Origin of the sequence: Polynucleobacter finlandensis, assembly GCF_018881755.1 — a bacterium.
In the GTDB taxonomy this organism is placed as follows: Bacteria; Pseudomonadota; Gammaproteobacteria; order Burkholderiales; family Burkholderiaceae; genus Polynucleobacter; species Polynucleobacter finlandensis.
Genome location: NZ_JACVPS010000010.1, coordinates 1 through 25,537, shown reverse-complemented (window position 1 = coordinate 25,537; position 25,537 = coordinate 1). Strand labels below are relative to the sequence as shown.

19 protein-coding genes and 1 tRNA gene are annotated in these 25,537 nt (G+C 47.2%); 12 read left to right on the top strand and 8 right to left on the bottom strand.

Translation table 11 applies throughout. The annotated features are described in order from the left end of the window. Position 1 precedes the first annotated feature (1 nt). Complete coding sequence (locus tag ICN49_RS07780; RefSeq protein WP_216167255.1) at positions 2-577, bottom strand: chorismate--pyruvate lyase family protein; 576 nt, start codon at positions 575-577, stop codon at positions 2-4. Positions 578-579: 2 nt separating this feature from the next. Continuing rightward, a complete protein-coding gene (locus ICN49_RS07775) occupies positions 580-2,241 on the bottom strand; it encodes a DEAD/DEAH box helicase (protein ID WP_255535461.1) in 1,662 nt (553 codons plus the stop codon). Positions 2,242-2,479: 238 nt separating this feature from the next. Between ICN49_RS07775 and leuE the strand changes: the two genes are divergently transcribed. After that, positions 2,480-3,148 (top strand): leucine efflux protein LeuE, encoded by a 669-nt coding sequence (leuE, locus tag ICN49_RS07770; RefSeq protein WP_216167253.1) that lies wholly within the window; start codon positions 2,480-2,482, stop codon positions 3,146-3,148. A 13-nt stretch (positions 3,149-3,161) separates the two neighbouring features. On the opposite strand, the gene ICN49_RS07765 is transcribed toward leuE, so the two are convergent. Beyond that, complete coding sequence (locus ICN49_RS07765; protein ID WP_216167251.1) at positions 3,162-4,559, bottom strand: coniferyl aldehyde dehydrogenase; 1,398 nt, start codon at positions 4,557-4,559, stop codon at positions 3,162-3,164. Positions 4,560-4,612: 53 nt separating this feature from the next. On the opposite strand from ICN49_RS07765, the gene msrA reads away from it, so the two are divergent. Continuing rightward, the gene (msrA, locus tag ICN49_RS07760) at positions 4,613-5,185 is read left to right on the top strand and encodes a peptide-methionine (S)-S-oxide reductase MsrA (RefSeq protein ID WP_216167249.1); all 573 of its coding nucleotides are present in this window, start codon (positions 4,613-4,615) and stop codon (positions 5,183-5,185) included. A 6-nt stretch (positions 5,186-5,191) separates the two neighbouring features. Here msrA and pdxH read toward each other — a convergent pair whose 3' ends face one another. Next, positions 5,192-5,827, bottom strand: a complete 636-nt coding sequence (gene pdxH, locus ICN49_RS07755; protein WP_216167247.1) for a pyridoxamine 5'-phosphate oxidase — start codon at positions 5,825-5,827, stop codon at positions 5,192-5,194. A gap of 22 nt (positions 5,828-5,849) precedes the next feature. Here pdxH and ICN49_RS07750 point away from each other — a divergent pair, with 22 nt between their 5' ends. The 3 genes from ICN49_RS07750 (at position 5,850) to ald (ending at position 9,350) form a co-directional block, all read left to right on the top strand. Further along, entirely contained in the window at positions 5,850-6,623 is a 774-nt protein-coding gene (locus ICN49_RS07750) for a tRNA threonylcarbamoyladenosine dehydratase (RefSeq protein ID WP_216167245.1), read from the top strand. 271 nt (positions 6,624-6,894) lie between these two features. Continuing rightward, positions 6,895-8,220, top strand: a complete 1,326-nt coding sequence (locus ICN49_RS07745) for an amino acid permease (RefSeq protein WP_439650859.1) — start codon at positions 6,895-6,897, stop codon at positions 8,218-8,220. A gap of 11 nt (positions 8,221-8,231) precedes the next feature. Beyond that, positions 8,232-9,350, top strand: coding sequence for an alanine dehydrogenase (gene ald / locus ICN49_RS07740; RefSeq protein ID WP_216167241.1), 1,119 nt, complete (start codon positions 8,232-8,234; stop codon positions 9,348-9,350). A gap of 7 nt (positions 9,351-9,357) precedes the next feature. Here ald and ICN49_RS07735 read toward each other — a convergent pair whose 3' ends face one another. Further along, positions 9,358-9,942: a DUF3501 family protein gene (locus ICN49_RS07735; RefSeq protein WP_216167239.1), complete on the bottom strand. Its 585-nt coding sequence runs from the start codon at positions 9,940-9,942 to the stop codon at positions 9,358-9,360. A 32-nt stretch (positions 9,943-9,974) separates the two neighbouring features. Then, positions 9,975-11,312, bottom strand: a complete 1,338-nt coding sequence (locus ICN49_RS07730) for a heterodisulfide reductase-related iron-sulfur binding cluster (RefSeq protein ID WP_216167238.1) — start codon at positions 11,310-11,312, stop codon at positions 9,975-9,977. Positions 11,313-11,441: 129 nt separating this feature from the next. On the opposite strand from ICN49_RS07730, the gene ICN49_RS07725 reads away from it, so the two are divergent. The 3 genes from ICN49_RS07725 (at position 11,442) to ICN49_RS07715 (ending at position 15,737) form a co-directional block, all read left to right on the top strand. Continuing rightward, positions 11,442-12,017, top strand: a complete 576-nt coding sequence (locus tag ICN49_RS07725) for a TMEM165/GDT1 family protein (RefSeq protein WP_216167236.1) — start codon at positions 11,442-11,444, stop codon at positions 12,015-12,017. Positions 12,018-12,042: 25 nt separating this feature from the next. Then, a complete protein-coding gene (gene pepN / locus ICN49_RS07720; protein ID WP_216167234.1) occupies positions 12,043-14,652 on the top strand; it encodes an aminopeptidase N in 2,610 nt (869 codons plus the stop codon). Positions 14,653-14,732: 80 nt separating this feature from the next. Further along, positions 14,733-15,737 carry a class 1 fructose-bisphosphatase gene (locus ICN49_RS07715; RefSeq protein ID WP_216167232.1) on the top strand — a complete coding sequence of 335 codons (1,005 nt, stop codon included), beginning with the start codon at positions 14,733-14,735 and terminating at the stop codon, positions 15,735-15,737. Here ICN49_RS07715 and cphA read toward each other — a convergent pair. Together cphA and ICN49_RS07705 are read right to left on the bottom strand one after the other, a co-directional pair. Further along, positions 15,734-18,304 carry a cyanophycin synthetase gene (gene cphA / locus ICN49_RS07710; RefSeq protein ID WP_216167230.1) on the bottom strand — a complete coding sequence of 857 codons (2,571 nt, stop codon included), beginning with the start codon at positions 18,302-18,304 and terminating at the stop codon, positions 15,734-15,736. The genes ICN49_RS07715 and cphA overlap by 4 nt on opposite strands. Beyond that, positions 18,305-20,497 carry a cyanophycin synthetase gene (locus ICN49_RS07705; RefSeq protein ID WP_216167228.1) on the bottom strand — a complete coding sequence of 731 codons (2,193 nt, stop codon included), beginning with the start codon at positions 20,495-20,497 and terminating at the stop codon, positions 18,305-18,307. A gap of 199 nt (positions 20,498-20,696) precedes the next feature. Here ICN49_RS07705 and ICN49_RS07700 point away from each other — a divergent pair, with 199 nt between their 5' ends. The 4 genes from ICN49_RS07700 to oxlT all read left to right on the top strand — a co-directional run bounded on the left by ICN49_RS07700 (position 20,697) and on the right by oxlT (position 25,411). Next, on the top strand, positions 20,697-23,036 hold the full coding sequence (locus ICN49_RS07700) for a cyanophycin metabolism-associated ABC transporter (RefSeq protein ID WP_216167226.1): 2,340 nt from the start codon (positions 20,697-20,699) through the stop codon (positions 23,034-23,036). Beyond that, positions 23,033-23,518, top strand: coding sequence for a cyanophycin metabolism-associated DUF1854 family protein (locus ICN49_RS07695; protein WP_216167224.1), 486 nt, complete (start codon positions 23,033-23,035; stop codon positions 23,516-23,518). Before ICN49_RS07700 ends, ICN49_RS07695 begins: the two co-directional genes overlap by 4 nt. A gap of 12 nt (positions 23,519-23,530) precedes the next feature. Beyond that, positions 23,531-23,606 (top strand) — tRNA-Thr (locus ICN49_RS07690). Between the two features lie 551 nt (positions 23,607-24,157). Next, complete coding sequence (gene oxlT / locus ICN49_RS07685) at positions 24,158-25,411, top strand: oxalate/formate MFS antiporter (RefSeq protein WP_216167222.1); 1,254 nt, start codon at positions 24,158-24,160, stop codon at positions 25,409-25,411. Positions 25,412-25,537 lie beyond the last annotated feature (126 nt).

Sequence of the window (25,537 nt, the reverse complement as noted above, 5' to 3'; positions counted from 1 at the left end):
CCTACTTAGTAGTTGGATACTTCAGTAGTTCTGGCAAGAATATTTCACACACCAGTAAGGGGCGACCTTTAAGTGTATAGAGGGTGCGACGTGCCCAGAGTGGCGAAGGCAAGTCCTCATACTTCCGACGACATTGCTGCCACAGCGAACTGCGTTTATTCACGCGAGCGATTTCTCGTAAAGATTTTTTCTTTGAGCGATTTCTGGTTTTGGAAAATAAGACAGCGCCTAAAGGTTTTTTCCCCAAACGCAGAACGGCTTGATTGCTACCACCAGAGCTTAAGGTTGGAATGACGCTGCGAGCCATCACTAGAGGGGTTCCGTTAGAACAAAGTAATACCTCACGAATGCGGCAACGTGTGGTTTTCAAATGAAAATAGCGACTCTCGTCGCTATCTAAGTTTTGGCGACAATCACGCAGAACGAGAACTTCTAATTTCTGCCCAATTGCCCGCTCAATTTTTTGAGTTAATGATCCTGTGTCGCTAAGCCAGGGCTGCCACTTGCGTGGCGCCTGATGAATCTCACCGGAATCGACTCGATTCCAAAGAGAACTGAGACGACGACGGTAAGTCATGATTAGCTACCGCTGAAGTTTCTACGTTGACCGCCAGCTTTGGGTTTAGCAAAACGTGGACCAGCGGATGGACGGGAATCTCCAGAGCGTGCTGGACGCGAGTCAGCAGAACGCGCAGGACGTGAGTCACCTGAAGGGCGTGAATCAGCAGAACGCGCAGGACGTGAATCGCCTGAAGGACGTGAGTCCCCAAAACGATTGCCTGGACGTGAGTCACCTGAAGGGCGTGAATCAGCAGAACGCGCAGGACGTGAATCCTGTGAGCGTGCCTCGAAATGATTGCCTGAGCGGTTTTCACCACCAGAACGACCACTGCCACCAGAACGACCACCACCGAAGCCACCGCCGCCAGAGCGATTGCCACCAAAGCCACCGCCAGAACGACCACCACCACCGAAACCACCGCCAGAGCGACCACCACCAGAACGACCGCCACCGCCACCACCAAAGCTAGGCTTTGCTTGTGGCTCAAGTCCAGCGATCACTGAAGCAACGATGTCTTGCTGTGTAAAGCGCTCAATATTGCGAATCTTTGCGCGATCACGATGTTCAACCAAGGTGATAGCAACGCCGTTACGACCAGCGCGTCCAGTTCTACCAATGCGGTGCGTATAGTCTTCTGGTTTCATTGGCAAGCCAAAGTTAATTACGTGACTAATGCGGGGTACATCGATGCCGCGAGCGGCCACATCAGTCGCAACCAAAATCTTGGTGTGACCTTTGCGAAGAGATTCAAGACGACGCATACGAACAGCTTGAGGCATTGCACCATGTAGGGCAGTAGCTTCATAACCGTTTGCACGTAATGCATCAGCAATTTTTTCGCTCTCAACTTGAGTGCTTGCAAACACAACTGCTTGATCTAAAGTGGCATCAGCCAAAATATGCTCAAGTAATTTATGCTTGTGTGACATGCTGTCAGCCCAGTGTAGCTTCTGCTCGATGTTGGCATGCTTTTCACCTGCATGAGCAAGCTCAACGCGTGTGGCATCTGTAGTCAACTCATTTGCCAAAGCCATAATTTTTGGCGCAAAAGTTGCAGAGAACATCAAAGTTTGGTTACGACCAGCACAGCGCTTATCAATTGCCTCGAGATCATCGGCAAATCCCATGTCGAGCATGCGATCGGCTTCATCGATAACGAGTTGTTTAATATCGCCTAGGTGAATTGCTTTGCTATCGCACAAGTCGAGTAAACGACCTGGGGTTGCGACCACTAAGGATGCACCTTTGAGCGCCTGGATTTGCTTGCCGTAAGGCATGCCACCCATGACGGTTGCAATACGAATGCCTTTGAGACCGCGAACTAAGTTCACCGCATCAGCAGCAACCTGTTGGGCTAATTCACGAGTAGGACAGAGTACCAACACTTTAGGTTGAGCACGACCTGGTGCAGGTGAGTTGCTTGGGTTGTCTGCAATTAATTGATTAATCAAAGGCAATAAAAAGGCTGCGGTTTTACCGCTACCGGTTTGGCTGCTGACCAATAAGTCCCCACCAGCGAGAGCAGCAGGAATAACCTGAGCTTGAACTGGAGTGGCTTGGGTATAACCCAATTCAGCAACGTTTTGAAGAAGTTGTGCCGCTAAGGCAAATGACTGGAACTCAGTTCCGGCGTGCTTTGAGTCCGCGGACTCGTGTTTAGTTTCTTTAGAAAAAGTCATGCTATTACACATCCCTACTAAGGGATGTCTCCGTGTGTACACCCATGGTTTTAAAGGGTGTGATGGTCAAAGGCATCGACCATCAGACAGGCGGCAGCGTTAATGTGTTTATGACTTCTAAACTAGTCGCTGAAATATAGCTGGGGGGCGATGAATCAAAATGCTTAATTAAGCCTCCCATTATGTCAGTTTGAGATCGCAATTACAAGGGTTTTCCCGAATTAATTATGATGTGGGTATGGAATGGCTTTTATCCCCCTCAAGTGCAGGAATCATTGATTTCCCAACTTACCTCTTGGGAACACTCTTTACGATTTTGTTTCCTGGTCCAAATTCACTTTACGTTTTAACCATTACTGCGCAAAAAGGTTGGCGTTCTGGTGCGTGGGGAGCCATTGGAATTTTTATTGGCGATTCTGTGTTGATGATAGGGGTGGCCTTAGGCGCAGCCACTTTGCTTGTGTCATCACCAACTATTTTTAATGTAGTGCGCACTCTAGGCGCTATTTACTTAGCTTACCTGGGAATAGGTTTAGTGCGCGGCGGAAAAATTCGCTGGAGTATTACTAATGGATCGGAAGATTCTGAAGTAGCCAAGCAAGGTTTCATTATTGGTTTGCACCCATTCATTGCTGCCTTAGCTTTATCGCTCACCAACCCCAAAGCAATCTTTTTCTTTGTAGCTTTCTTTGCGCAATTCATTCAGCGAGACTTTGCGTATCCGATTCATACCTTTTTATATTTAGCCTGTGTCTTGCAGTTGATGAGCATGACGTATCTCACCGTACTCATTTGCGCAGGACAAATGTTCCTGAGATTTTTTCAAAATCGCCCACGTTGGGCAGCGGTGCTTTGGATTTTTGTTGGGCTGCTGTTGATTGCTTTTGCAGTTCGCTTGCTTTTATAAAGCTGACTGCAAATTACCTCATCCAGCGTAGCAAGCGCTCTATCTTGCCGCCATAAGGAGGTCTTGCGAGTTTTGTGCCACGCAAGATATTCAGACCAAATAGTCCGCGAACTTCCAAGATGGATTTGCGATGGCTGAAAGCATCAAATCCAGCCTTACCGTGATAAGTGCCCATACCGCTTGCGCCAACGCCACCAAACGGCAAACCTTCAACCGTAGCGTGCAATAGGGTGTCATTGATCGTAACGCCACCTGAGCGAGTCTCATTCAGTACGCGATTCATATTGTTCTTATCTTTACCAAACCAGTAAAGCGCTAGCGGCTTAGGCTTGCTATTGACATACGCGATGGCAGAGGCAACATCAGATGTAGAAATGATTGGAAGAATAGGCCCAAAGATTTCTTCTTGAAGAACTAGGGCATCGCTGGGAACGTTAAGTAGTGCAACGGGCTCAAAATTTCTGGAGGCTTGTGTATCAGAATTAAGAAGGCGGATAGCTTGTGCACCACGCGCAGTTGCATCGCCAACTAAATGTTGCCAGCGCGTAAGCTGGGCGTCATCAATTGGCCCGGTGAATTCTTCTGGGTTTGAAAATTGAGTTTGTGCTGCCACTTTTAACTCTTGGACAAAATCATCCAGACTGGCTTGGGCAATCAAAACATAATCCGGAGCAATGCAAGTTTGACCACCGTTCAGTAACTTGCCATACGCAATGCTCGCTGCAGCATCTTTCAAGTTCGCCGAGGCATCAATAATGGCCGGAGATTTTCCGCCAAGCTCAAGAGTCACTGGTGTGAGGTTATCAGCGGCAGCGCGCATCACCTTTTTACCAATATCTTCTGAGCCAGTGAAAAAGAGATGGTCAAACGGAAGTCCTGCAAAAATTTCTGCAACATCTGTTCCACCGGTACTTACACAAAATTCGCTGGGGTGGAAATACTCTTGAATTAAACTGGCCAAGAAGCCCGACGTACGTGAACTGCGTTCAGAAGGCTTGAGCCAAACGCGATTACCGGCAGCAAGGGCAGCAATTGCTGGCACAAGTGCTAATTGCACAGGATAGTTCCAGGGACTCATGATGCCAACTACACCCATGGATTGATGTTCTATCCAAGCTTGTGAGCCACCCATAAAGAAAGGGGTATCGACTGGATTTGGTTTCATCCATTCTTTGAGATGCTTACGGGTGTATTTGCAGGCTTGATACACCATCTGAAATTCTGCAAGCCTAGTTTCAATTGTGTGGCGAACGCCAAAATCTGCTACAAGGACCTTGCAGATTTTTTCTTCGTTGGCAGTAATCATTTTTTCAATGCGGCTAATGCGCTCTAGTCTTACTTCAAGGCTTGGGTTTGGTTCGGCAGCATAAGCTGCCTTGATTTCATCTAACTGGAGCGTAAAGCGATTCATGGTGTCTTCTAGGTGCGTAAGCAAGTAACTTAATAAAGCAGTAGGATAAAGCCATGAGTGAAACTACTACACAAAATCTGTCTAAGCTTGAGCGCGCCACCCTTGGTGGGGGTTGTTTCTGGTGCCTTGAGGCTGTTTATCAGCAAATTCAGGGCGTTCAGTCTGTTGTTTCAGGGTATGCAGGCGGCGCTAGACCAAACCCCAGTTATGAGTCAGTTTGTACTGGGGCAACTGGACACGCTGAGATTGTGGACGTCTACTTTGATCAGCAAATCATTTCTTTTCGGGATCTGCTGGAAGTTTTCTTTGTGATCCATGATCCCACTACATTGAATTACCAGGGTAATGATCATGGTACTCAGTATCGTTCAGTCATTTTTACGCATAGTGATATTCAAAATACCATTGCGCATGAGGTCGTTAAAGAGCTAGAGGAATCTAGGATTTATGCCAACCCCGTTGTGACGGAGATTGATGCGGCGCCTGTGATTTATCCAGCAGAAGACTATCACCAAGATTATTTCCGTCAGCATCCAGGTCAGGGCTATTGCATGGCAGTGGTTGCGCCAAAATTAGCAAAATTTAGAGCTAAATTTAAAGCGCTAATCTCGAATAGCTTTACCTAAACCACCTTAAGGCGCTAGGCGCGTTACTTTCCAAACCCCGCTATCTAACTGGTAATGAATGCGATCGTGCAGGCGCGAGGGGCGGCCTTGCCAAAACTCAATTGCAGTAGGTCTTAGGCGATAACCACCCCAGTGGTCTGGGCGGGGAGGGGCTTCGCCAAACTCAGTCTTAAAGCGCTTTTCAGCTTCTTCTAGAAACTCACGATTTGGAATGGCTGAGCTTTGGGGGGAAGCCCAGGCGCCAATTCTGGAGGCTGCTGGACGAGAATGAAAGTATTCATCGCTTTCGCTGTCAGGAACACGTTCGACGGTGCCGCTAATACGGACCTGACGCTCTAGTTCATGCCAATGAAAGAGTAGCGCTGCTTTTGGGCGCTCAGCCAGTTCTTTGCCTTTTTGACTGCTGTAATTAGTGAAAAAGGTAAAACCGTTTTGATCGGCGCCTTTTAGTAAGACAATACGGGCTGATGGATTTCCTGCTTTATCAGCGGTTGCTAGCGTCATGGAGTTGGGCTCTGGACAAGCTGCTTTCACTGCTTGATCAAACCATAGCTGAAAAAGTGGCATTGGATCAGCCGGAACTTCCGTTTCGGAGAGTTGTCCAATGGTGTAGTTTTTACGAAGTTGAGCAATGGAGTCCATTTATTCAGTATAAAGAGAAGCTATGGCAGAAGACAAGGTTGAGACTAACTTAGAAGATCGTCGTTTTGGTGGGGTATCTCGGCTCTATGGCCCAGAGCTACGCGAACGCTTTCGTCAAGCAACGGTAGTAGTGGCCGGTCTGGGCGGTGTTGGATCTTGGGCCGCTGAAGCGCTAGCCCGAACTGGTATTGGCCATTTAGTCTTGATTGATTTAGATCATGTTGCCGAAAGTAATACGAATCGGCAATTGCATGCGCTAGAGGGTGAGTATGGCAAAGCCAAAGTTCAGGCGATGAGTGAGCGGATGCGTCAAATTAATACCGAGATCACTTTGACCTCCCATGATGCGTTTTTAGAGCCGGGTAATTTAGATGTGTTGATTCCGGCCAATGCTTTTGTATTGGATGCCACAGACTCAGTCCAAACCAAAATCGCTTTGGCGGTATGGGCAAGAAAAAATGATCGCGCACTCGTGATGTGTGGTGCTGCGGGAGGCAAGTCTGATCCCACTTCTGTAAGGTGTGATGACCTTTCAAAAACGGAGCAAGATGCTTTGTTGGCGAAGGTACGCCAAGGGCTAAGGCAAGATCATGGTTTCTCCAGAAATCTTAAGAGAAAAATTGGGATTCGCGCGATTTACTCGCATGAGCCGCGGGCAGGAGCCTCTAGCGGTGGTCTTGCCTGTTCAGGCTATGGCTCAACTGTAATGGTGACAGCTGCTTGTGGACTGGCCGCAGCAGCCGAGATTTTAAATCTGATTGCAGTGCCACTCTCAGAATCCACAATCAATCCTTAAGGGGATTCCCTGTAGGAAATTACTGATTCTCTTGCAGTCCCCAATTTATTTTTCTGCATTCATTCGCTTGGCCTGTAGATAGGCAGCATTTCCACTCTCGTTTTTAAAGTTTTAATCACTTTGGATACTTTTATCCTCTAGCACTTCTGCAAACACATCCCTAGACTTCGCTCGGTTGGTAAGTTGCCAACGACAAATCGAAAGGAGGTCTCTTTTGCAGACTGAACAACATGGCCTGAAACGCCACCTCAAAGTACGACATATTCGTTTAATGGCTTTAGGGTCAACGATTGGTGTTGGATTATTTCTCGGATCGGCTAGTGCTATTCAAATTGCAGGACCTTCGATCCTCTTGGGTTATTTGCTTGCCGGGATTGTCGCTTTTATCGTGCTGCGCGCCTTAGGTGAGATGGCTGTGCATGAACCAGTCGCAGGATCCTTTGCTGCTTACGCAAATACTTATGTTGGCCCGCTAGCGGGTTATATGGTTGGATGGGGCTACTGGACCTATTGGATTGTGGTTGGTATTGCCGAGGTCACCGCAGTAGGTATCTATATGGGAATCTGGTTCCCTGAAACCCCCCAATGGGTTTGGGCGCTCTCATCGATTGTGCTGATGGGCTTAATCAATTTGATTGCGGTCAAAGTTTTTGGTGAGTTTGAGTTTTGGTTTGCCTTAATCAAAGTCGTCGCGATTGTAGCCATGATTGCGCTAGGCGGTTCAGTCATTCTCTTTGGATTTACGAATGATTGGCAGCCGATTGGTTTAAGTAATCTCTGGCAGCACGGTGGATTTTTCCCGAACGGTATCTCTGGAATGTTGCTGTCATTGCAGATGGTTCTCTTTGCTTATGTCGGCATTGAGATGATTGGCTTATCGGCTGGAGAGGCTGAGAATCCACGCAAAACCATACCGATGGCAATTGATTCACTGGCGTGGCGGATTTTGATTTTCTACATGGGCGCCATTCTCGTTATTTTGGCAATCTTCCCTTGGAACCAAGTGGGTCAGCACGGCAGTCCATTTGTGGTGATGTTTGAGCGCATTGGTTTACGTGAAGCTGCTGGTCTGATTAACTTTGTGGTGATTACAGCAGCGCTGTCATCTTGCAATGCTGGCATCTTCAGTGGTGGGCGTTTGTTGTATGCCTTATCAGTCAATGGTTATGCGCCGTCGCCGTTCGCCAAGTTATCGAAGTATGGGGTGCCTCATCGCGCAGTGATAGCTACTGTTGCAGTCTGCATGACGGGGGTGATCCTGAACTACTTCGTTCCTGATAAAGCCTTCCAATACATTATGGCGGCTGTCACCTTCGTGGGTCTGATGGTGTGGATTGCCATTCTGATTACCCAAATGAAATTCCGCAGCTCTTTAACTAAAGCTCAAGTTGCTGAGCTCAGTTACAAGGCGCCTTGGGCTCCGTATTCCTCGTGGTTCGCATTGGCATTCATTTGCTTAGTGGTGGTGTTGATGGGCTTTCATGAGGATGCGCGGATTGCTTTGATATTAGGTCCGTGTTTATTGGGCATGTATTTAGTGATGTTTTATATCGCTGGCTTACATCGCAAAACAAAACTGAGTCGTGAATTCAAATAAAGGAGATGGAAATGATTATTGGCGTACCTCAAGAAGTTAAAAACAATGAGTTTCGTGTGGGTCTTACCCCAGGTAATGTTAGCGGACTGTGTCAGCAAGGTCATTCAGTACTCGTGCAACGGGGTGCCGGAGCGCAGATTGGCTTAAGTGATGAATCCTATCGCATTGCTGGAGCAACCTTAATCAACAGTGCTGCCGAGGTTTATAGCAAAGCAGACATGATTGTGAAAGTTAAAGAGCCACAAGCACAAGAGTGTTCAATGTTGCGAGAGGATCAAATCTTATTTACTTATTTGCACCTGGCGCCAGACCCAGTTCAAACCAAAGCCTTGATTGACTCTGGTGCGACTTGCATTGCCTATGAAACTGTTACCTCGATGAATGGTGCTTTACCTCTCTTAGCCCCTATGAGTGAAGTGGCTGGAAGGATGTCTATTCAGGCAGCAGCAGCGCACCTAGAGAAGACCCATGGAGGGCTTGGAGTCTTGATGGCGGGCGTTCCAGGGGTTGCTCCTGCCAAGGTTGTCATCTTGGGCGGCGGCGTTGTCGGTCGTAATGCCCTGCAAATGGCGGTGGGCATGGGTGCGGATGTTTGTATCTTTGATCGCGACATCGAGCGCTTGCGTCATATTGATGCGCTATACGGCAATCGTGTCCGAACCTTTTACTCCGATCCACTTTCTGTTGAGCGTGAAGTGTGCGCCGCAGATGCCGTGATTGGCGCAGTCCTATTGCCAGGAGCGGCTGCTCCAAAGTTAGTTAGCCATGAAATGGTGCGCAAGATGAAGGCTGGTTCTGTGGTGGTGGATGTGGCGATTGATCAAGGCGGATGTTTTGAAACCTCTAAACCAACCACTCATGCCGATCCTACATTCTTAGTGGATGGGGTGATTCATTACTGTGTCGCCAATATGCCAGGCGCTGTTGCCAGAACTTCAACTTTTGCTTTAACGAATGCAACCTATCCCTTTGTTGAGGTATTAGCAAACCGAGGGGTGATGAAGGCTTTATCCAACAACCATCACTTACGCAATGGCTTGAGTGTGCATCGTGGAATGCTAACTTCGGAACCCGTGGCACAAGCTCAACGACTGGACTACGTCCCGGCCGAAGAGCTCATTGCTGCCTAGCGCAAAATTAACTGAGATCAGAAACCAAAGAGGCTAGCGTTTCGGGTGCAAGGGTTTTGACATGCATGGGATATTCCTTATGGTCACAACCCACCATCATCTGAGCGCCAGCCTTTAAGGCCTTTTTCATATCATCAGTCAGATCAAAGCGCATGAAATGCACTGCTGAGGTTTTTTCTTCAGTAGAGCGCTCCAGATCTTCGTCGGCGATGGCGTATACGCGTGGCTGACCTTCGACCTCAATAAACATTTGATGCTCAATACCTACCAATTTTGCTAACGCTACTTTGCGATCAGCCTCATTGGGGTATTCCAACATCATCGTTGCTTTGAAATCCGACCCATCAGGCACCAATGGGTTGTAGGCATTCAATTCATCCTGAATACCTTCCTCTTCAAATGTCTTCTCCACACGCAACATTTCTTGTATTTGGTAGCGCATTAAAAATTCATTCTCAAAGATCATCGTCAGGTGATCGCCAAGATGAACAGTGCGTAAGCGGCGCTCGGTAATTGCTTTCTCACGAAAGGCAGGACGCTCCTTGTGATACGCCTCTAAGCTTAAAAGGCTATCGATGGTAATTTTTCCCATACTGCTGTATTCCTGTTCTATTAAATTTGTATTTATAAACCGTACGCTTTTGCAAGCAGTGTCAGTGGGTGTGCCATTTCTGCTTTTGGTAAGCCAAGCTCTTCCATACCCTGTTCAATATGGTGACCAGCAAGTTGGCAATCAGAGCTAATGTAGTTTGGCTCTTCTTCAGCCATTCTTTTAAAGACAGGCTTACCAATCTTCATCGCCATTTCATGGAACTCTTTCTTTACACCCCATGTGCCAGAGTGGCCAGAGCAACGCTCAACCACATTGACTTCTGTGCCGGGTACCAAGCGCAATGCTTCTGCTGTTTTCTGACCGACGTTTTGCACGCGTGAGTGGCAAGCCATGTGATAACTGACGTGACCAAGTTCAGTGGAGAAGTCTGTCTTTAGTAAGCCATCGGAATTGCGTGCCACGAAATATTCAAACGGATCCCACATTGCCTCTTTCACCAATTGCGTATCTTCGCAGGCAGGGAACATTAGTGGGAGTTCTTGCTTAAACATCAGCGTGCAAGAAGGAATCGGCGTCAAGATGGCATAACCTTCACGCGCTAATTTCGCGAGCTTTGGAATATTCTTTTCTTTATTTTCCGCAACCGACTCTAGGTCACCCAATTCCAACTTAGGCATACCGCAGCAAGCTTCCTTGTCTACTAGCTCATATGGAATTTGATTGTGTTTAAGAACCTTAATCAAATCCTGGCCAATGCCAGGCTCGTTGTAATTGATATAGCAAGTGGCGTAGATGGCCACTTTGCCAGGAGTCTTCTTGCCATCAATGACGGGTAAGTTTTCTGATTTCTCGGCAACTTGAGGGAAGGTCTTAGTGGCGTATTCCGGAATCCAAGCATTTTTATCAACGCCTAGAGCGCCTTCCATCACTAAACGCGCAAGGCCTTTGCTGTTTACTGCATTAACAGCTTGCGTCACGATCGGAATTCCTGCAAAGTGCCCAAGCTTATCTGTGGAGGAAAGTAATTTATCGCGGAAGGTTGCTTTATCATCTTTGAAGTTAACGGCCTTAGCGCGCAGCATTAAATGCGGGAAATCGATATTCCAAGGGTGTGGTGGGACGTAAGGACATTTGGTCATGTAGCAAACATCACAGAGGTAACATTGATCCACTACCTGTTGGTAATCTGCCTTATCCACTTGAGCCATCTCTAGATCTTCTGTGGCATCGACTAAATCAAAGAGAGTCGGAAAGGAGCCGCAGAGGCTGACACAACGACGGCAACCATGGCAAAGATCAAACACACGCTCCATCTCATTTTCGAGATCGACTTTGTCGTAGAACTTCGGGTTTTGCCAATCTAAGGGATGGCGGGTTGGGGCCTCTAAACTACCTTCGCGAGTTGTCATTTGTATCCTCTATGCTTGTGGGTGACATTCATCACTATTTGTATGGTCGTAAGTGTAGGACTCAGTGGTGTAATAGCCAAATTGTATTAATTAACGATATTGATAGAAAATACCTAACTAACTGAATCTATGGACCTTTCTGCATTAACGCTGTCTGCTGGGGTAGTTGCCTTGGCTGAAATGGGTGATAAGACCCAATTGCTCTCCCTGATGCTGGCTGCCCGTTACCCCAAACAGGCCATGGCCATTATTGGGGGTATTTTTATTGCCACGATCGCAAACCATGCCTGCGCGGCCTTTTTGGGTCAGTGGCTCACAACTTTGATGAGCCCAGAGGTCCTTAAGTGGGTCTTGAGTCTGAGTTTTCTGGGGATTGGTCTGTGGCTTTTAGTTCCCGACCATATTGATGATGCCGCAGGCTCTAAAGTGGCTGATCGCGCTTTCCAGGTATTCATGCTGACCGTTGGCTTGTTCTTCTTGGCCGAGATGGGGGATAAAACCCAAATCGCAACTATTGCATTGGGTGCGAGGTATTCAGATGTTTTCTCAGTCACAGTAGGCACTACTTTGGGGATGATGTTGGCCAATGCGCCTGCGGTTTGGATCGGTCAAAAATTTACCAAGCGTATGCCAATCAAATGGGTGCATGCAGTGGCAGCAGTCACGTTCATTGCAATTGGTCTTGCTACGCTAATCTGGGGCTAAGCTCAAGGGTGACTAAAATTGCCACATGAAAACTGATCTGCCACAGAGCTTTCGTAGGCTCGAATACCGCCCCCCAAATTACACCTTTGGGCAAGTAGAGCTCGATATTGCATTGGATCCTGCGCGCACGATTGTTAAAAGTCGGCTTGAGGTGTTGCCGGGTAAAAGTCATGAAGCTGGCACGCCTTTGGTGTTGCAGGGACAAGAGCTCGAGTTTGTTAGTTTGCGTATCAATGGCGAGGCGCATCGCCATTTTGAATTAACACCAGAAACACTCAGCATTCATTCTTTGCCCAATAATGGCAAAGACCTCTTTGTTGTTGAAATCATTTGTATCTGCGTTCCTGAGAAAAATACTTCCCTTATGGGTTTGTATGTTTCAAATGGAAATTTCTTTACGCAGTGTGAAGCTGAGGGCTTCAGAAAAATCACTTACTTCTTGGATCGTCCAGATGTGATGGCCAAGTTCCGCGTGACCTTGCGTGCACGTGAAACAGAGTGCCCAGTGTTGCTGGCCAACGGAAATTTACTGAGCACTGAGAAGTTGCCTAACGGTTGGCATAGCGCCATATGGGAAGACCCATTTCCAAAGCCATCTTATTTGTTTGCGCTAGTAGCTGGCAAGTTGGAATGTATTGAAGAAACCATTACGACTAGCAGTGGCGCTAAAAAGCTATTGCAAATCTGGGTTGAGCCACACGATCTCCACAAAACCCGTCATGCGATGGATTCCTTGATTGCCTCGATTCATTGGGATGAAGAGCGCTATGGCTTAGAGCTAGATCTTGAGCGCTTCATGATTGTGGCGGTGAGTGATTTCAATATGGGCGCCATGGAAAATAAGGGCTTGAATATTTTTAACACCAAGTACGTCTTGGCGCAGCCTGAGACGGCAACGGATGTGGACTTTGCCAATATAGAAAGCGTTGTAGCACACGAATACTTTCATAACTGGACTGGCAATCGAGTGACTTGCCAAGATTGGTTCCAGCTCTCATTAAAAGAAGGTCTTACGGTATTCCGTGATCAAGAATTTTCTGCTGATCAAATGGGTAGTGAATCCGGTAGAGCGGTGAAGCGTATTGAGGATGTGCGTACCTTGCGTCAACTTCAATTCCCGGAAGATGCAGGCCCTATGGCACATCCCATTCGTCCGGATGAGTATCAGGAGATTAATAACTTTTACACCGTTACCGTGTATGAGAAGGGCGCTGAAGTTGTGCGCATGTATCAAACCTTATTAGGGCTTGATGGTTTCCGCAAGGGTATGGATCTGTACTTCAAGCGCCATGATGGTCAGGCAGTCACTTGTGACGATTTCTTGGCAGCGATGGCTGATGCTAACGAGCGTGATCTCAGTCAATTTAAAAATTGGTATAGCCAGGCTGGTACCCCACGCGTTCAGGTTGAAGAACAATACGATGCAGCTAAAAGGCAATATCACCTCACCTTAAGTCAAAGCTGTGCAGCAAGCCCTGGTCAGACAGAGAAAAAGCCTTTTCATATTCCGTTGAAAGTGCGCTTGTTAACCACGGCTGATGATCAAGTGGAGCAGTTGCTCGAGCTTAAAGAAATAAAGCAATCTTGGACTTTTGATAATATTGACGAGCGCCCCGTTCTATCGATTAATCGCAATTTCTCAGCGCCAATCAATTTCGACTTTGCACAGAGTGAAGCGGATTTATTGACCCTGTTCTCAAATGATGACGATGCCTTTAATCGTTGGGAGTCTGGTCAGAAGTTGGCAATGCAAATGATTTTGGAAAATCGTTTGCCCGACGAGCAGTTAATGAATGCCTACCGCGATCTCTTGATGGATTCCGAGTTGGACCCTGCTTTCAAAGAGCTTGCTTTAACCCTTCCCGCTGAAACCTACTTGTACGAGCAGTGCGCTAGCGTCGATCCACAGCAGATCTTTGGCTCAAGACGGGCATTCCGTCGAGCGCTGGCCAGTGGCTTGCGCTTAGAGTGGGCTGCTTTGTATCAACAAATGCAAACACCTGATGGCTTTAAACCTGACGCCATTAGTGCGGGTAAGCGTGCTCTTAAAAACCTCTCATTAAGTATGTTGCTGGAAGCGGATGCGATGATCTGGTCCGCTATGGCAGTCAATCAATACCAAAATGCTGACAATATGACTGATCGCTATGCGGCTCTAGCTGGCTTGGTAATTCATGGAGCAAAAGCAGCAAAAGAATGCCTAGCTGATTTTTATCAGCGCTTTGCCGATGATCCTTTGGTGGTGGATAAATGGTTTGCTTTGCAATCGAGTCGCCCACCAGTCGATGGCGCCGAGCCGACCCTGACAGATGTGTATCGCTTGCGTGAGCATGAAGCATTCAAGATGAATAACCCCAATCGTGTGCGCAGTGTGATTCATGCCTTTTGCATGAATAATCCTGCAAGCTTTCATCAGGCTGATGGCAGCGGCTATGCCTTTTGGGCTGAGGCGGTGTTAGCGCTCGATCCAATCAACCCTCAGGTTGCAGCTCGTTTAGCAAGGGCTTTAGATCGTTGGCGTCTTTTTGCCCAACCCTATCAAGGCAAGATGCATGCGTATTTAGAAGAAGTGGCCGCCTGCAAGACCCTCTCTGCTGATGTCAGAGAGGTAATTTCTAAGGCATTGGGAAATTAAGACTCATAACAGGGCAAAATAGACCCTAATTACCAATAGAGCACTAACAAGCACTACGAAACACTACGGAGAATCATTTTTTGAACGCCCCAACCAGCTTAAAGACCAATTTCAAGCAATACCTCGAGAAGACCAAGGTAAAAGGTGCTGCTGTGCCCGCTGGCCTGCAAGAACTTTTATTGGCAGTAGCTGATACTTGCAACACACTGAGTCATGAAGTAGCGCAAGGTGCCTTGATTGGTTTGTTGGGTTCCGCTGGAACAGGCAATGTGCAAGGTGAAGTTCAGCAAAAGCTGGATGTGATTGCCAATGATTTATTAATAGATGGCGTGCAGACTTGCAAATCTTTGGCTGGCTTAGCTTCCGAGGAAATGGAGCTGCCGCTACCCGTGCAGGGCATTGGCGACTATCTACTCTTATTTGATCCATTAGATGGCTCTTCGAATATTGATGTCAATGTTTCTATTGGCACTATCTTTTCTGTATTGAAAAAGCAAGAACCTAAAGCACCATTGCAGACTTCTGATTTCTTGTTGTCTGGTCGCCACCAAGTTGCTGCCGGTTATGTGGTCTACGGCCCTCAAACCACCATGGCTTTAACTTTGGGTGACGGCGTAGTAATGTTTACTTTGAATAAGGTGACCGGTGAATTCATTCTCATCAAGCATGCAGTAGAAATCTCTCACTCCACTAAAGAGTTTGCGATCAATATGTCTAATATGCGCCATTGGGCCGAGCCAGTGCGTCGCTATGTTGAAGAATGCCTTGCTGGTACCAGTGGCGAGCGTGACAAAGATTTCAATATGCGTTGGATTGCTTCGATGGTCGCTGATGTGCATCGCGTTTTGTCTCGCGGTGGTATCTTCATGTATCCCTGGGATCAGCGCGAACCACACAAGCCTGGCAAATTACGCTTGATGTACGAAGCCAATCCCATGAGCTTCTTGGTGGAGCAAGCTGGCGGAGCATCTACCAATGGCAAAGAATTGATTATGGATTTAGTGCCAACTGAGCTGCACGAGCGCGTCTCGGTGATGTTGGGTTCTAAAGAGGAAATTGATCGTTTACGTCACTACCACGCTTAAGCTTGTACTTTTCCCTTGAGGTAGGCGAGGGACTCTTCGACTTGATCAATTAAGATCAAGCAAATATCACCAGAAGCAAGATCATTGAGTGCGGTATCAATTGCTAAAAACTCGCCACGAATCTCTTTAATGTGTTTTGTCTTGGTAGCGCCTACTAAACCCTCTTGTAAAAGTTTGAGCACTTCACCATCTTCACGACCGCGCTGACATTGGTCTTGATACAGAATGACGTTATCAAAAGCGTTCCCTAGGATACGAGTCAGGTCACGAATATCTTCATCGCGACGATCACCAGCACCACTAATAACCACGTGGCTCTTATTGGGCTTCATGGCCTCAATCGCTCTAGCCAATGCACGCATAGCATCAGGGTTGTGACCATAGTCAGCAATCACCGTAGCGCCATGATGTTGGAATTGATTAAAGCGACCAGGGACTGCATTGGCTGAGCTTTCAAAGCTATGTAAGCCACGCGCAATCTTTTCAGCATCTAAACCTAAGGCCCAAGCTGCACCAATGGAGGCCATCGCATTTTCTACTTGGAATCCAAGAACACCATTTTGTGTGAATGGAATTTCACTCACCGGAAAGCGATACATCACGCGAGATCCTTTGGAGGCAACAATGTAGTGACCATCAAAGTAGATTACTTTTTTATTCTTGGCGCGGTGTGCTGCAATAACAGGGTGATGTTGATTCTGAGCAAAGAAGATGACGCGACCTGTGCAAACATCACCCATTTTTGCCACGATTGGGTCTGCTGCATTGAGAACTGCCGCACCAGTAGGCGCCACGTTCTGCACAATCACACGTTTGAGAATGGCTAAATCCTCAACACTGGTGATGTAGTTCAGGCCTAGGTGGTCACCTTCGCCAATATTGGTAACGACTGCCACTTCGCAACGGTCAAAACCTAAGCCCTCACGCAACATGCCACCACGGGCAGTTTCAAGAACGGCGGCGTCGGTATCAGGGTGCATCAAGACATTACGCGCGCTACGGGGGCCACTACAGTCGCCCGAATCGATCAACTTATGATTGATATAGACACCATCAGTAGTGGTCATACCAACGCGCAGACCTGTCTCATTGAGTAGATGAGAGATTAAGCGAACAGTCGTGGTTTTGCCGTTAGTACCTGTGACAGCCACCACGGGAATACGGCCATTCTCACCTTGAGGGAACATCATATTAATGATGTCTTCACCTACAGGGCGGCTCTTGCCATAAGAGGGCTTGAGATGCATGCGTAGTCCTGGTGCAGCATTTACTTCCACAATGCCGCCGCCTTGTGATTCCAGTGGCTTGTAAATCGCCTCACACAGAATATCCACGCCAGCAATATCTAGGCCAATCATCTGCGCTGCTGCAATAGCACTAGCTGCGACATCGGCATGAACATCATCGGTGACATCAGTAGCTGTGCCACCAGTGCTCAGGTTGGCGTTATTGCGTAACAAGACGCGCTCACCTTTTTTGGGAACGTATTCTGGGGTGAGATTTGAGCTGGCTAAATGCGCCAAGGCGATGTCATCAAAACGAATTTTTGTCAGTGCAGTTGCATGACCATCGCCCCGTAATGGATTTTGGTTTTCAATCTCAACTAGTTTGGCAATGGAGTTGCTGCCATCACCAACTACTTGAGCAGGTTCACGCCGAGCAGCAGCCGATAGACGGTTGCCAACAACGAGCAGACGGTAGTCCGCGCCTGGAAGGTAACGCTCAACAATCGTGTCGCGACCAAAGGCTTGGGTCACTACAAAGCCTGCTCGCACCTCTTCTTCTGTTTGAATGTTGGCAACGACACCCTTACCTTGATTGCCATCTTTTGGTTTGAGTACGATCGGACCGCCAATTTTTTGAGCGGCTGCCCATGCAGCATCGGCAGTCGTAACCACCTCACCAATGGGTACTGAAACACCGGCAGCGGCGAGTAAGTTTTTAGTGAGCTCTTTATCTTGAGCAATCGCTTCAGCAATGGCGCTGGTGTCGCTGGTTTCTGCAGCTTGAATTCTTTTTTGTTTGCTACCCCAACCAAACTGCACCATGCTGCCTTCAGTCATGCGGCGAAATGGAATATTGCGTTGCACAGCGGCGTCCACAATGGAGCCAGTGCTTGGTCCCAAGCGTACATCTTCATAAAGGGCATCCAACTCAGAGAGGGCAGCAGCCAAATCAAATGGCGCATCGTTTAGGGTTGCCTGAATTAAAGCGAAGGCAAAGTCAAAGGCCATGCGACCGACAACTTCTTCAATATATTCAGCAACCACTTGATAAACGCCGGGCTCAATAGTCTGAACTGTACGACTAAAAGTCACGGGACAACCGGCTTGCGCTTGTAGACCTAAAGCTGCGTGCTCTAGAGCATGCGCTAAAGAAAGCACTTCATTGTGTCCGCCACGACGCATGCTACCGAGCTGGGGAAAGCGTGCGCGGATCTTGGTTTCAAACTGGGGAATGGAATCAATTGAACGCTCGGATTCTTCACAAGACACAATCGCTTCTAAAGCGGTATGACGGCTCCATAAGTTGGGGCCGCGCAGCATCCGAATTCGGGTGATTTCCAATTAAGCTCCTATTGCGGTATTAGTATCAGGAACAAAGGTTTCGGCGCCAGCTTCAATGACATTAAAGGGGATATCTAAAGCCCATGCAGCACCGATTGCCGCTCCAAGATTCATACTCTTCCATGGGGTATTCGCATTTGGTTCTGAATGACGAGGTACTGGAATACTTTTTTGGTCTAACTTCCCACGTCTGAGGGTAAGTTGTTGATTGCCCACTAAGACTGCGCGTCCATCATTCTTAAAATGCTCTTCAATGATTGGTGAATGAGGATTTTGTGTAAAGAAAATCACTTCACCGTCACACAGTTCTGCCATTTGCGCGACCATTGGATCATCTGCATTCAGTACTGCAACACCATTAGGTAGAACAACGTCAACTTGAGTACGAACAATGCTAAAGACTTGGTCTTCATCAAAGATTGCATATTGCGGGAAATTCGCTTTAGGGTCCACGTTCAAAACAACACCCACCTGGCAACGGTCATATGCCAAGCCTTCAATTAACATGGATAGATGGTTGTTCTCAATGACCGCAGCTTCAACTGCGCGATTTAACAAAGTGCGGCGAGCGTTTTCCCAATTGGTGACATTGCTTTTGGGAATAGTACGGTTGCCAAAAGATAAGCCTTTACTACTTGATAGTCCGACATAGCGATTCGTTAATCTTAAGAAATACGCAATCATTTCTGCAACAGGTGTTTTGCCACGCTCACCACAGATACCGACTACCGGGATTCTGAAATCTGTACCAGGTGGGAAGAGATGGTCAGCAATCTCTTTGCCAACCGGCTGTGGTTTACCGCTAGCCGGTTTTAGATGCATTAATAAACCAGGGCCTGCATTGACTTCAACAATCGCACCATTTTGTGATTCAAGTGGTTTGCTGATGTCTTGTACTACTAAGTCGACGCCGGCAATCTCGAGGCCAACCACGCGCGCAGCTAAGGCCACTTGGCTAGCAACATCAGGATGAACTAAATCGGTGACATCAAAAGCAACGTTTCCGTTACTCTGAATCAGTACTTTATGATCGGCGGCCGGAATGCTTGCACCGGTGAGTTTCTGACGTGCTAGCTCCAACTCCACTGCAGAGTCAATCCGTACTGGGTTGAGAGGATGCTCTTCTGCGGTGCCGCGACGGGGATCGGAATTAATCTGAATCTGAATGAGTTCGTGTACGGTGTGTTTGCCATCACCAGTCACCCAAACGGTTTCGCCTTTTGCAGCAGCAACTACTTTGTTGCCAACTACCAATAGGCGATGCTCGTCGCCAACGATATGACGTTCAACGAGAACTTCACTACCTTCTTCAATGGCTACTGCATAAGCAGCTTCAATTTCTTGTTGGGTGTACAGGTTAATAAAAACGCCACGACCATGGTTACCGTCAATGGGCTTAACCACAACTGGTAAGCCAATGTCTTGCGCTGCTTCCCAAGCATCATCTGGGCTAGTAACAGTCCTGCCTTCTGGAGTAGGTACACCAGCGCTAGCAAGTAAGCTCTTCGTGAGATCTTTATCTCTGGAAATAGTTTCAGCAATCGCGCTAGTTTGATCAGTTTCGGCAGTCCAAATGCGCCGTTGCTTTGCCCCGTAACCCAGTTGAACTAAATTACCTTCTGACAAACGGATGGATGGAATGCCACGCTCTTCAGCGGCATTCACAATGCAGGCGGTACTGGGTCCTAGTAAAAGATCATCACCCAGTTCGCGGAGATTTTCAACAATGGTTTGTACTTCAGCAACACAGTCTTTGTTGTCTTGGGCTAATGCAAGGTAAAGATCACGAGCGTATTTCAGAGCAGTCAGTGTAACTTCTTCATTAATAGCACTCACCATCACCTTGTAAACGCTACGGCGATCACCGTCACGTGCCTTACCAAAACCACCTGGAATGCCAGCCAAGTTTTGGAGTTCTAAGGTGAGGTGCTCCATGATGTGCGCCGGCCAAGTGCCTTCCTCAACTCTCTTGAGAAATCCGCCAGCTTCGCCATAGCTGCAACGATGTTCTTGAAGACTAGGTAGGGCTTTGACTAGGCGCTCATAAAAGCCAGGAATGAGATGGGATGGGTAATCTTCCAGATCGCCAATATCAATCCAAACCTCAATAACGGGATGGTAAGTCCACATATTGGGACCACGGAGATGCTTAACACTCAGAATCTCAATGGTTTTATCTAGTAATTGGGGCATGTGTGGAATAGCTAGGGTTGGCGCCTGTTAGGGCGGGAACCGTCAGACCGTCTCTCTGTTTCTAGTAGTTATTGGAAATCCACAAAATTGGCAAAAATATATAAAAAGCCTTACTGTCAACTTTAACGGCTTTCCAGTCATTAAAGTTGACACTAGCTATAAATAGAAAAAACCCAGCTCCACTATACTTTTAGGGTCAATGAAGCCTGAAATTCTCCCGTTTACCTCCACACTGCCAAGCGATTGGCAAGGTGTTTTAGGGTCCTCAACATCCCCCATCCGAAACCTTGAAGCCATACTGGCGTGGGTCGAACTGGATTTGGATGGAGATCTGCGCTTCCAAAAAAGTCTCCTTTTGTTGGTTGATCAGGGCTTGGTTTGGACTGACGGTAAAGGCTTTGAGTCTTGGTCAATGAGTGATGGTGCACATCTTTTGCATGGCGATCATGCTGGCGTAGGTAGCCTCAAACTGGAAAGTTCCGATCGTTTGCACAGGATTTGGCATTTCACGCTAGCAGTGAACCCTCAAGTTTTACGTCTTCAGTCTGCTTTTAAACAACTATCCCAAGGGCACACACCTAGCGGAGAAGTTGTTGAATCGAGCGAATACGACAAGCAGGTATGCCCAGTTTGTTTAACTCCCAAACCGGCAAACTCAGACGCTTGTCCTACATGTGATCCTGAGCTTGATCAGCCACCCTCAACTTGGACTTTATTTAAGCTCTGGCGTTTTGCTCGCCCCTACAAGCGGCAATTACTCTTGGGTTTTGTGTTGACCCTGCTATCGACTGGGGCGACTTTAATTCCGCCGTATCTCACCATGCCTTTAATGGATCACGTATTGATTCCATACGAAAAAGGCCTACCGATTGATTTTCATTTGGCCAGCATGTATTTACTCGCCTTGTTTGGCGCCGCCTTAGTAGCTTGGGGATTGGGTTGGTGGAAAACCTATTTACTAGCGCTTGTAAGCGAGCGGATTGGCGCTGATTTGCGCAACACCACCTTTGAGCATTTACTCAAGCTTTCTTTGGAATACTTTGGTGGCAAGAGAACGGGCGACCTGATTGCCCGTATCGGCGCTGAGACAGATCGTATCTGTGTTTTCCTCTCGCTGTATGCACTCGATTTTGTAACCGATGTCTTGATGATCACAATGACTGCTGCGATCTTGGTATCGATTGATCCATTGCTTGCTGTAGTCACTCTAGCGCCTTTGCCTTTTATTGTTTGGATGATTAATGCAGTGCGCGATAAGTTGCGCTTTGGTTTTGAAAAGATTGATCGCATCTGGTCCGAAGTGACGAATATTTTGGCAGATACGATTCCGGGAATTCGGGTGGTGAAAGCCTTTGCTCAAGAAGATCGTGAGCTCAAGCGTTTTGTGGATTCGAATAAACACAATCTGCAAATTAATGATCGCGTCAATCGTGTGTGGGGCCTTTTCTCACCAACGGTTACCTTGTTGACTGAGACTGGTCTCTTGGTGGTTTGGGGTTTTGGTATATGGCAAGTGGCTCATCAGAAAATTTCTGTTGGCGTATTGATTGCCTTTCTTGCCTACATTGGCCGCTTCTATATTCGTCTAGATTCGATGAGCCGCATTGTTTCGCATACTCAAAAGGCTGCTGCAGGGGCTAAGCGAATTTTTGATATTTTGGATCACGTCTCTAGCGTTCCTGAGCCAATCAATCCCGCCCCTTTGATGGATGTAAAAGGCCGCATCGCTCTGCGTGGCGTGGGTTTCCGCTACGGTAATCGTGCGGTGTCCAAAGGCATTGATCTTGATATCGCTCCTGGCGAAATGATTGGTCTGGTAGGCCATAGTGGATCTGGTAAGAGCACGCTAGTCAATTTGATTTGCCGTTTCTATGATGTCAGCGCAGGCGCCATTACTTTAGATGGGCGCGATATTCGCAGTATTGGTATTGCTGACTATCGCAAGCGCATCGGCCTAGTCTTACAAGAACCATTTTTGTTCTTTGGCACGATTGCAGAGAACATTGCATATGGCAAACCGGACGCTACTCGTGAAGAGATTATTGAGGCTGCGCGTGCTGCCCACGCCCATGAATTTATTCTGCGCCTGCCACTAGGTTATGACTCTCTAGTAGGGGAGCGTGGCCAGTCTTTATCAGGGGGTGAGCGTCAGCGAATTTCTATTGCGCGTGCATTACTCATCAATCCAAGCATCTTAATTTTGGATGAAGCCACCTCTTCAGTCGATACCACCACTGAAAAAGAAATCCAGCGCGCCTTAGATAACCTTGTTAAAGGTCGTACTACGATTGCTATTGCACACCGCCTATCTACCTTAAGAAAAGCAGATCGCTTGGTGGTATTGGATAAGGGTGAGATTGTGGAGATCGGTTCGCACGACCAGCTAATGGAAGCGCAGGGCGCTTATTACACCCTGTATCAAGCGCAACTTCGCCATGCTGCTGAGTTGGTTGAAGGTGGCGCTATCGGTGAGAGTCTTGATGAGCGCGAAGAAGAAGCGCTTCAAGAAGCCGCTAAACATATTGGTGGTGGCGTATGAGTAATTTCAATGCACATACAAAGCCCCATCAGTTAGAGCGCGACTCATTAGGGCGCTTAGTCTTGATTGACGCTGCGGGTCATCGTCACGTGGGCATTCATCCAGTCAGGGCGTTTCCGATTACCGCTCCAGGTGCCGGCATATGTTTAATGGATCAGTCTGGCAAAGAGCTTTGCTGGTTTGAGAATATCGCCGCCATTCCGGAGTTCGAACTCGCACTTATTGAGGAAGAATTGGCTGCGCGTGAGTTCATGCCCGTCATTGAAAAAATTACCAAGGTTTCAACCTTCGCAACCCCCAGTATTTGGGACATTGAGACGGATCGCGGCCCAACTCGCATTCGCCTCAAGGGTGAAGAAGATATTCGTCGCATTGCCGGCAATACGCTACTCATCGCAGATTCCAATGGCTTGCAGTTCTTGATCAAAGATGCCACTCAGTTGGATAAAGTGAGCAAGAAGTTGTTGGATCGCTTCCGCTAGAATTTATTTACCGCCGCTTTAGCTCAGTTGGTAGAGCAGTTCATTCGTAATGAAAAGGTCGCCAGTTCGATTCCGGCAAGCGGCACCAATTTGAGTGCTCAAGGTGGATATTTGAGTTAATTCCTTGACTCTCAGGCGTTGATGGCGATTATTTTCAATTAAATCAAAGACTTATAAGTTAATTATTGCTAACAAAACATTTAAGTCTTTTTAAGGGTTTACCCTAGATAAATCTCCAAATTAGGGTACAATGTAGGTACTAACCCTTAAGGAGATTCAAATGACCCAGTTATTGAATATGTTTCACCAGCTTTTTTCTGAAAGCAAGCCAAGCCAAGCCAAGCCTGCTCGTCATTATGATTTTGACGGCGCCTATCGCGGAATGTAATTTAAAAATTACAGTAATTCAAAAAGCCACCTTCGGGTGGCTTTTTTTATGCCCAAAGGGAATTGGGAGTGCTGGCGACTAAGCAGAAGTGCCTTGTAATTTAATTACTTGGTTTAGGGGTAATCACTAGTGCGCAAATGAAATTATCTTGATGATCATCAAGATAATTAAAGGGTTGATGTCTGAGAATTACTGAGCCCTTAAAGAGGGTGCGTAATCTACAAAAAGAAATAATCAGGAGAGCATAAATCGTGAGTAAGCCATGGCATAACCGTTGGGCGCAGTTGGTATTCGGAATTATTTGCATGGGATTGGTTGCCAATCTTCAATATGCCTGGACTTTGTTTGTTAACCCCATTCAGATTAAAACTGGCTGGGCTTTATCTGCAATCCAACTCTCTTTCTCAATCTTCATCGTAGTAGAAACTTGGCTGGTTCCAGTTGAAGGTTGGATGGTTGATAAATTTGGACCTCGCATCGTTATCTTGATCGGCTCTGTATTTGCTGCAGCTGGTTGGGTGATGGATAGTTATGCAACTTCACTCGAAATGCTTTATGCAGCAGCTGTTGTTGCTGGTATTGGCGCTGGTTGTGTTTACGGCACTTGCGTTGGTAATGCGCTGAAATGGTTTCCGGATAAACGTGGTCTAGCTGCTGGTTTGACTGCAGCAGGCTTTGGAGCTGGCGCAGCAATTACAGTAATTCCAATTGGCAATATGATTCTTGCCGATGGCTATGAGCATGCCTTCCTGTTCTTTGGTCTTGCACAAGGCGCGCTGATTTTCTTATTGGCTTTGTTGATGACAAAACCAACGCCTCCCAAGGGCGTGCAGCCAGCTCCTCGTATCGTTACCACTAAGGTGGACTATACCTCCGGACAAATGATCAGAAAACCTTTGTTCTGGCTAATCTATGTCATCTTCGTGGTTGTAGCTGCTGGTGGTTTGATGGTGACGGCGCAAATTGGTCCGATTGCTAAAGATTGGGGTCTTGCGAAATTGCCGATGGTGTTATTTGGCACCACCTTGCCACTACTCACAATGACTTTATCCATTGATAACCTGTGCAATGGTTTCACTCGCCCACTGTGTGGATTTATTTCAGATCGTTTTGGGCGCGAGAACACTATGTTCTTTGTTTTCCTTGGTGAAGGTTTATCAATGCTCGGTTTGATGCATTTTGGTAAAGACCCATATGCATTTATGACTTTTGCTGCATTGATCTTCTTGTTTTGGGGTGAAATTTTCTCGATCTTTCCAGCGATCTGTGCTGATACATTTGGTGTAAAAAATGCGGCTGGTAATGCTGGCACCTTATATACAGCAAAAGGAACCGCTTCTTTATTGGTACCTTTGGCATCCGTTCTTTCCTCAACCGGGAATTGGAATACGGTTTTCATTGCGGGCGCAATCGTGACGATTGCTGCGGCCTTTGCGGCAAAGTTCATTTTGGCGCCGGCTCGTAAGCGCTTTATTGATGATGCCAACAAGAATGCTGGTCATTAAAACAGCAAATTCAGTTTAGAAGGGGTCTTCGGACCCCTTTTTTATTGCCTGCACCAATTAAGCAAGCAGACTCATGATCGAGGAAGGAAAAGTCATATAAAATTCTCCCATTATGAATTCCCATCA